Source organism: Clostridium sp. SHJSY1, from assembly GCF_031626875.1.
Lineage (GTDB): Bacteria > Bacillota > Clostridia > Clostridiales > Clostridiaceae > Clostridium.
This window is the reverse complement of record NZ_JANDMF010000088.1, coordinates 1-8,026: the sequence shown is the minus strand read 5'-3', so window position 1 is coordinate 8,026 and position 8,026 is coordinate 1. Positions and strand designations below refer to the sequence as shown.

The 8,026-nt window shown below is 30.1% G+C and carries 6 protein-coding genes, 1 other RNA gene and 1 other annotated feature; of the genes, 2 read left to right on the top strand and 5 right to left on the bottom strand.

Features of this window, described 5'->3' with window-relative positions:
• Nucleotides 1-113: 113 nt before the first annotated feature.
• Nucleotides 114-309 (bottom strand) — a binding site (T-box leader).
• A 102-nt stretch (nucleotides 310-411) separates the two neighbouring features.
• The gene (locus tag NNC19_RS22900) at nucleotides 412-729 is read right to left on the bottom strand and encodes a nucleotide pyrophosphohydrolase (RefSeq protein ID WP_310941020.1); all 318 of its coding nucleotides are present in this window, start codon (nucleotides 727-729) and stop codon (nucleotides 412-414) included.
• Between the two features lie 167 nt (nucleotides 730-896).
• Between NNC19_RS22900 and NNC19_RS22895 the strand changes: the two genes are divergently transcribed.
• A complete protein-coding gene (locus NNC19_RS22895) occupies nucleotides 897-1,688 on the top strand; it encodes an HAD family hydrolase (RefSeq protein ID WP_310941019.1) in 792 nt (263 codons plus the stop codon).
• 44 nt (nucleotides 1,689-1,732) lie between these two features.
• Here the strand turns inward: NNC19_RS22895 and NNC19_RS22890 are convergent, their stop codons facing one another.
• Nucleotides 1,733-2,692 carry a D-2-hydroxyacid dehydrogenase gene (locus NNC19_RS22890; protein ID WP_310941018.1) on the bottom strand — a complete coding sequence of 320 codons (960 nt, stop codon included), beginning with the start codon at nucleotides 2,690-2,692 and terminating at the stop codon, nucleotides 1,733-1,735.
• Between the two features lie 138 nt (nucleotides 2,693-2,830).
• Here NNC19_RS22890 and NNC19_RS22885 point away from each other — a divergent pair, with 138 nt between their 5' ends.
• Nucleotides 2,831-3,697 carry a 50S ribosomal protein L11 methyltransferase gene (locus tag NNC19_RS22885; RefSeq protein ID WP_310941017.1) on the top strand — a complete coding sequence of 289 codons (867 nt, stop codon included), beginning with the start codon at nucleotides 2,831-2,833 and terminating at the stop codon, nucleotides 3,695-3,697.
• A gap of 72 nt (nucleotides 3,698-3,769) precedes the next feature.
• Here NNC19_RS22885 and adhE read toward each other — a convergent pair whose 3' ends face one another.
• From adhE to rnpB, 3 genes are all read right to left on the bottom strand, one after another.
• Nucleotides 3,770-6,358: a bifunctional acetaldehyde-CoA/alcohol dehydrogenase gene (gene adhE / locus NNC19_RS22880; RefSeq protein ID WP_310941016.1), complete on the bottom strand. Its 2,589-nt coding sequence runs from the start codon at nucleotides 6,356-6,358 to the stop codon at nucleotides 3,770-3,772.
• A gap of 362 nt (nucleotides 6,359-6,720) precedes the next feature.
• On the bottom strand, nucleotides 6,721-7,107 hold the full coding sequence (locus tag NNC19_RS22875; RefSeq protein WP_310941015.1) for a hypothetical protein: 387 nt from the start codon (nucleotides 7,105-7,107) through the stop codon (nucleotides 6,721-6,723).
• Nucleotides 7,108-7,288: 181 nt separating this feature from the next.
• An RNA gene (gene rnpB / locus NNC19_RS22870) (RNase P RNA component class A) lies at nucleotides 7,289-7,635 on the bottom strand.
• Nucleotides 7,636-8,026: the final 391 nt, after the last annotated feature.

Genomic DNA, 8,026 nt, shown 5'->3' with positions numbered 1-8,026 from the left:
TAATTTAAGTTTATTTTTCTATAAAAGTAGTTCATGAAATACTTTAAATACTATCTATTTTTCTACACTAGATTTTTCATAATATTAATAAACAAAAAAGCGCAATAACCCCAACTTGGAGCAATTACGCGGTACCATCCAATAAAATCTTATCTTAATTCAAATAACGGCTAAAAACCGATAAAGCTTACTAACATTTCAGCCTTATAGCTCATGAGCGAGTTCAAAAGGGAAAATTTGCAGGTTCTCACCATACCCTACTCTCTTAAAAATCTCATACTTTTTACTACTCTCATTCTTCGCTTTTAATTATTAACTTATCAATAATATTACTATATGGCAACTCATATGTCAACATATCGGTGATTTTTTTTCTTAATCATTAACTTTGTCGTTTTTTCACCAACTTTCCTATAACTCAGTATATTTCTTACTGTTCCCTTTCGCTTTTTCAACTGGATACTTAGCTTCATTCTTATCCATCTTCTTGTTTATTATTTCTTCTATATCTACATCTAATGCATCTACCATATGTAAGCAATATACAATTACATCTGCTAATTCCTCTTCAACATGTTCTTTATTAAAATTTTCATCATCCCACAAAAAACTTTCTAGTAACTCACTTGCTTCTATAGATATTGCCTTAGCTAAATTACTAGGTGTATGAAATTGCTTCCAATCCCTATCATCTCTAAATTTCTTTATTCTTTCAATTGTTTTTTTCATGATTTATCACTCTCTTCCATTTATATAATACTCTATAAAAATTATACTATATATACACATTAAATTTCTTATTCAAGTCTTATACAATCCTTTTTTTAACATTTCATTAGATAATTTTATACTGTATAATGAAATTAATCAAATGAAAATAGGAGACAAGGTAAAAAATGATAAAATTAATTGCAACAGATATGGATGGAACTTTATTAAATGAAAAAGGACAAATTCCAGAAAATTTTCCTTATATACTAGAAAGGCTTGAAGAGAAAAATGTAAAATTTGTAGTGGCTAGTGGACGTCCATACTTCACTCTTTATGAAAATTTTGCTCCAGTTTCTGATAAACTGTATTATATTTGTGATAATGGTGCCTTTATTGTTGAGAAAGGTAAAATTATTAGTATAAGTGTAATGGACAAGTTCAAAGTTAATGAAATGATTAGATGTATAGAGTCTATTCCAAATACTGAAATTATATTATGTGGGAAAAATGGTGCTTATCATAAACCATGTAATAAAGAATTCTCTTCTGAAATAGATAAATATTATGTAAAAAAATATGTAGTTGAAGATTTAACCACGGTTGATGATGAAATATTTAAAATTGCTATTTGTTGTTTAGAATCATCCTCAATTACTTCATATAACATTCTTAATTCTAATTTTAGTGAAGAATTTATGATTGTTGTTTCAGGGGAAGCTTGGGTTGACATTATGAATAAAAATGTAAATAAAGGTGAAGCTTTGAGAAAGATTCAAGAAAGTGAAAGTTTTTCATATAATGAAACAATGGTATTTGGAGACTTTTACAATGATATAGAAATGCTTAAAAATGCACATTATAGCTTTGTAATGGAAAATGCCAATGAGGATATGAAGCAATACGGTAACTTTATAGCTCCTAAAAATACTGAAAATGGAGTAATAGGAACTATTGAAAAATACATATTTAATTCTTAAAGCAATCAGGTATTGATGAATTTTTCGTCAATACCTGATTTTTTCTATAATTCTACTCTATTTCTCTTTTCTTCTCTATAAAAAGCTCGAATATTTTCAATTAAATCTGTAAACAATCTATTTCTAGCCTCTACACTTGCCCATGCAATATGAGGTGTCATCACTAATCTATCTTTATTTTTTATATGCAATAATGGATTATTCTCTGGAGTTGGCTCTACTGAAAATACATCTAAAGCTGCTGCTGCAATTATCTCTTCATCTAAAGCTTTAGATAAATCCTCATCAACAACTATAGGCCCTCTTCCCATATTTACTAAAACAGCACTCTTCTTCATTTTGCTTAAATTCTCATAATTAAATAACCCTTGAGTTCTATCATTTAAAGGTGCATGGATAGATATAATATCACTTTCCTTTAAAAGCTCTTCAAGCTCTACTCTATTATAATCAGAATTATTATTTTTACCTGATGTTGAATAATAAACAACCTTTGCTCCAAAAGCATCTGCTATCTTAGCAACTTTTTTACCTATAGTTCCAAGACCAACTATTCCCCATACTTTTCCCTCTATATCATTAAACGGTCTATCTAAATTGGTAAACATACCTGATTTTGAATATTGTCCACTCTTAACAAATTTATCATAATAAGCAATCTTATCATATAAATGCAAAAGTGTTGCAAATGTGTGTTGTGCAACTGTTGGTGTTGAATATCCAGCAACATTAGTTACTGCTATATTTCTTGCTTTAGCATATTTAATATCTATATTATTAAATCCAGTTGCAGCTTCACAAATAAGCTCAAGATTTTTGGCTTCTTTTAAATTATCTTCATTTAATACAACCTTATTTGTTAAGACTATTGATGCATCTTTAATTCTCATAGATACATCCTTTTGATCAGTCTTATCATAATATACAACCTTACCAAATTCTTTAAGATTTTTAAACTCAACATTTCCAAGTGTCATTCCATCTAAAATAACTATATTCTTCAAAACATCCCATCCTTTCTAAACTACTATTTTTATGATACTCCATAGGATTATTTTTGTAAATGTAATCCATTATTACTTTACATAAATTTATATATATAATAATATGTTATTAGTTTCATTTTGAAAGGAGTATTAAACATGTTTATAATTTGCTATAAAATGCCATATAGTAAAGTTGACGAAGCCGTGGAAGCACTACAAATTAATGATATATATGATGTGTTCTATGAAAGCCTATTAAAAATAACAACTGATGAAAATGGTTATGGTTATGAAGAGGTAGAATCTGAAGAAGTTACACTTAAAGTAGCTTTTGAAAGCCATGTAGATGATTTAGAAGACTTAGAAATCTTTATGAATAAGGTTAACTCTATTCTTAATCAAAAGCCCTTTGATGTCTTTGAAGAATCTTCTAATTACGATGATTTTAGTATGCCTGCTATTCACATTGATGACACTTATGTTATTGCTTCACCTGAAGAAGAATTTGAAGGTAAGAAAAAAATTAATTTCATATCACAAGGAGCTTTTGGAACAGGTCTTCATGAAACGACCCAAGAGCTTTTAAAAATCATACTTTCAAAAGATTTCTCAAATAAAAGAGTTTTAGACATAGGAACAGGTTCAGGCATTCTTTCCCTAGCAACTGCAATAAAAGATGCTACAGAGGTTGTTGCACTTGATATAAGAGATGTTAAAGATGAGGTTGAATTTAATGCATCTCTAAATAACTTAACTAATGTAAAAGTTCTAGTTGGTGATGCTCTATCTGGAGATGTAGCTATAGATGGTAAATTTGATTGGATATATATAAATATAGGAGGAGAAGAAACTCATATGTTTATGGACTTAATAAAAAAACATCTAGACAAAGATGGACATTTACTTATTTCAGGTCTTGTAGAATGGAGCTTTGATAAAATTAAGTCTATGGTAGAAGATTATGGCTATTCCATGATAGAAAAGCATCAAAGCAATGAGTGGGTTACAGCTATATTTAAATAATTTTCATATTACAAATGTTAAAAGGTGGAATTTATGACTCCCACCTTTTTTATTAAAGCTATTTACTTATAATTATTCAGCTTTATCAAAAACATTAATAAACATTTGCTTAATTTCACTTACTAATGGATATCTTGGATTTGATCCTGTACATAAATCTTCAAAAGATAACTCTGACATTTTATCTAAAGTAGCATAAAATTTCTTTTCTGATACTCCCGCTTCTTTAATAGTCATTGGAAGATTCAATTTTAATTTTAATTCATGAATAGCATTAATTAATGATTCAACTTTTTCATCCTCTGTATTTCCACCTAACTGTAAGTAATCAGCTATTTTTGCATACCTGAATTTAGCATTTGGATACTTATATTGTGGAAAGGCAGCTTGCTTTCTTGGGTCCTCTGCTGCATTAAATTTAATAACTTCATTTATTAACAACGCATTTGCAATTCCATGTGGTACATGATGTTCTGCTCCTAATTTATGTGCCATTGAGTGACATACTCCTAAAAATGCATTAGCAAAAGCCATCCCAGCAATTGTTGAAGCATGAGCCATCTTCTCTCTTGCCTTTACATTAATTGTTCCTTCATTATATGCTAATGGCAAATATTTAAATATTAACCTTGCAGCTTCTAATGCTAACCCATTAGTATAATCTGATGCAAGAACAGATACATAGGCTTCTATTGCATGAGTTAAAGCATCTATCCCTGAAGAAGCAGTTAATCCTTTTGGCATATTCATCATTAATTCTGCATCTATAATCGCCATTCCAGGAGTTAATTGATAATCCGCTAATGGATATTTCACACCTGTTTTTTCATCTGTAATAACTGCAAATGGTGTAACTTCTGAGCCAGTCCCTGATGATGTTGGAACAGCAACAAATATAGCTTTTTCTCCAATTCTTGGCATATTATATATTCTCTTTCTTATATCCATAAATATCATAGCTAAATCTTCAAATGCTACATCTGGCTGCTCATATAGCACCCACATAATTTTAGCCGCATCCATAGGAGAACCACCACCAACTGCAATTACTGTATCAGGCTTAAACTCCATCATTTCTTTAGCACCTTTTCTAGCACTATCAAGTGTTGGATCTGGTTGTACATCATAGAATATTCTATAATCTATACCTATTTGTTCTAATACTTTTGTAACATTATCAAGAACACCTAAATCATATAAAATCTTATCTGTTACTATAAAAGCTTTTTTCTTATCCATATCTTTTAATTCTTCTAGAGCTGTTCCTAAACAACCATATTTAAAATAAATTTTTTCTGGCACTCTAAACCAAAGCATATTTTCTCTCCTTCTAGCTACGCTCTTGATATTTAATAGATGTTTAACTCCAACATTTTCTGATACAGAGTTTCCTCCCCAAGAACCACATCCAAGAGTAAATGAAGGTGCTACTTTAAAGTTATATGTGTCACCTGCTGCACCATGTGATGCTGGCATATTAACAAATGTTCTTGATGTCTTCATAGCTGTTCCAAAGCTTTCAATCCTATCCTTACAAGTTAATTCATTAGTGTATAGAACTGAAGTATGCCCCATACCACCAAATTCTAAAATCTTGCAAGCTTTATCAAGCGCTTCATCAAAAGATTCAGCCTTGTACATAGCTAAAATAGGAGATAATTTTTCATGAGATAATGGTTCCTCAAATCCAATCAATTCCACTTCTCCAATTAGTACTTTTGTGTATTGGGGAACTTTAATTCCTGATAATTCAGCTATCTTACAAGCTGATTGCCCAACTATATCTGGATTCACAACTCCATTAATCAGTAATATTTTTCTAACTTTCTCTATCTCATCAGCTTTTAAAAAGTATGATCCTCTTTCTATAAATTCATTTTTAACTTCATCATAAACATCATCTATTACAATAATAGCTTGTTCTGATGCACAAATAACACCATTATCAAAAGTTTTAGAAAGAAGTATTGAATTTACAGCCATCTTAATATGGGCCATTTCATCAATAATAACAGGTGTATTACCAGCACCAACTCCAATTGCTGGCTTTCCTGATGAATAAGCTGCTTTCACCATGGATGGACCACCTGTTGCAAGAATTATATCAGCTTCTTTCATTAATATTTGTGAAAGCTCAATTGATGGTTCATCAATCCATCCAATTATTTCTTTTGGTGCACCAGCTTTAACTGCTGCATCAAGAATTACTTTAGCTGCAGCTATGGTTGAATTCTTTGCTCTAGGATGTGGTGAGAAAATTATACCATTTCTAGTTTTTAAAGAGATTAAGGCTTTGAATATTGCAGTAGATGTTGGATTAGTTGTTGGAACTATAGCTGCAACCACACCTATTGGTTCAGCAACTTTAGTAATTCCAAAAGCATCATCTGTTTCTAAAACTCCACAAGTTTTTTCATTTTTATATTTATTATAAACATACTCAGATGCTAAATGATTCTTAATAACTTTATCTTCAAAAACACCCATATGAGTTTCTTCTACTGCCATTTTGGCTAGCGATATTCTTGCATCAAGTGCTGCCATTGCAGCTTCTCTAAATATTTTGTCAACTTGTTCTTGTGTATAAGTAGAAAACTCTTTTTGAGCATTTCTAACTTCTTGCAATTTTTTCATTAACTCTTCAACATTTGTCACTTCCATTGATACCATCCCCTTAAACAAATTTATTTTTTTGTAATAACTTCACTAAAGTTCGTTTGTTAATTTTTAATCAATCTTTTGTTAATTAAAAAGAAAAAACAATAGTCTTTTCTTATATTTTCATCTGATATATAATTATATTTTTACCTCTTTATCTTTCTATCTTAATTATATTCCCACGCAATCAAGAATTCAACCTTTATCTGAATTTTTATACTATTTTGAAAAAATCATTAGTTTTAATTTATATTTGTTAATTTTTTAACCATTTTATTTTCTAAAAATATCTTATCTATTCTTTTACATCAAAATACATTCTCTCATTCATAATTTTTTCCACATATAAAGAAGGAGTTACTTCTTTATAAAGCAACTCCCTTTTTCTTCTTTTTATTATTAACTTTCTTTCCCATAATACTTTTTGATTCCGCTTTTGCCCTTCTCTTAGCTATTTCTTTTTCACGTTCTTCCGCTTTTCTTGCCTCTATCTTATCTGAAGTTTTTACTAGAGCAAGAGAAGAGAAGAACCAGATAACGCCAAGTATTACTGCTGTAACACCTGAAGTTATTAAACTTTCTTCATTTGGAATTCCTTTAAAAGTCACATTATATACATGTGAAGTAGAAAACATAAGAAAAGCAAATATAACACTAAATGTAACTCCATTCAATTTACTTATTCTAATAGCATTAATATACTTATCAATCAGTTTAATCATACCATATCCCCCATCTGAAAACTTATACATATTCTTAATTATATCACTCTTCCCTTTTTATAACAATTAATCCTTAAGATTGTATTTTGGATTCAAAAAGGAGAATTAGTGTTAAACAATTCTTCTTTGAATTATAAAATTACTTCCCAGATATTGAGTTATTTACAATAAAAAAAACACTAGGATAAAAAACCTAGTGCTTCAATCATTTTTTACGAGATAAGCCATAAGCGGGGTCCTGTATTAAGCAATCATCTATCTAGGCCTATTGTTGCCAATAGGCTCAAGCGACACACCCAGAGGCGGAGCGGGCAACTCCTTCAATGCCTCTCTATTCGGTCTTGCTCCAAGTGGGGTTTACATAGCCGTGAAGTCGCCATCACGCTGGTGAGCTCTTACCTCGCCTTTCCACCCTTACCTACAATAAAATAGGCGGTATATCTCTGTTGCACTTTCCTTCAAGTCACCTTGACTGGACGTTATCCAGCACCCTGCCCTATGGAGCCCCGACTTTCCTCTCCTAGCTCAAAGGCTAGCAGCGATTGCCTGTCTTACTCTCAAAAACTATAATAACACATAAATAGTTATTTTACAATATAGAGTTTTATTAAGGTACAAATATAAATAATAAAACCAATAAAATAATAACAATTAATCCATATAACCCCACCCCGCATAATAATAATGTTACAAGCATAGCACATAAAACCAAACATTTACATGGACTAATTATTGCAAACAAAGGTAATCTTAAAAACTTTTTAAATCCTCTATTAAAAGAATTTCCACAATTATCTCTTAAATTATTAAAAGGATTTTTATATCCCTTACTAATAACAATCTCCCCATTTCATTCCAATTATTATATATTAACTATAATAGTGCAAAAATGCTTGAATAATTTTACAGCTGAATAAAATAAAAAAACATTTATGATAAATCCTTGTTA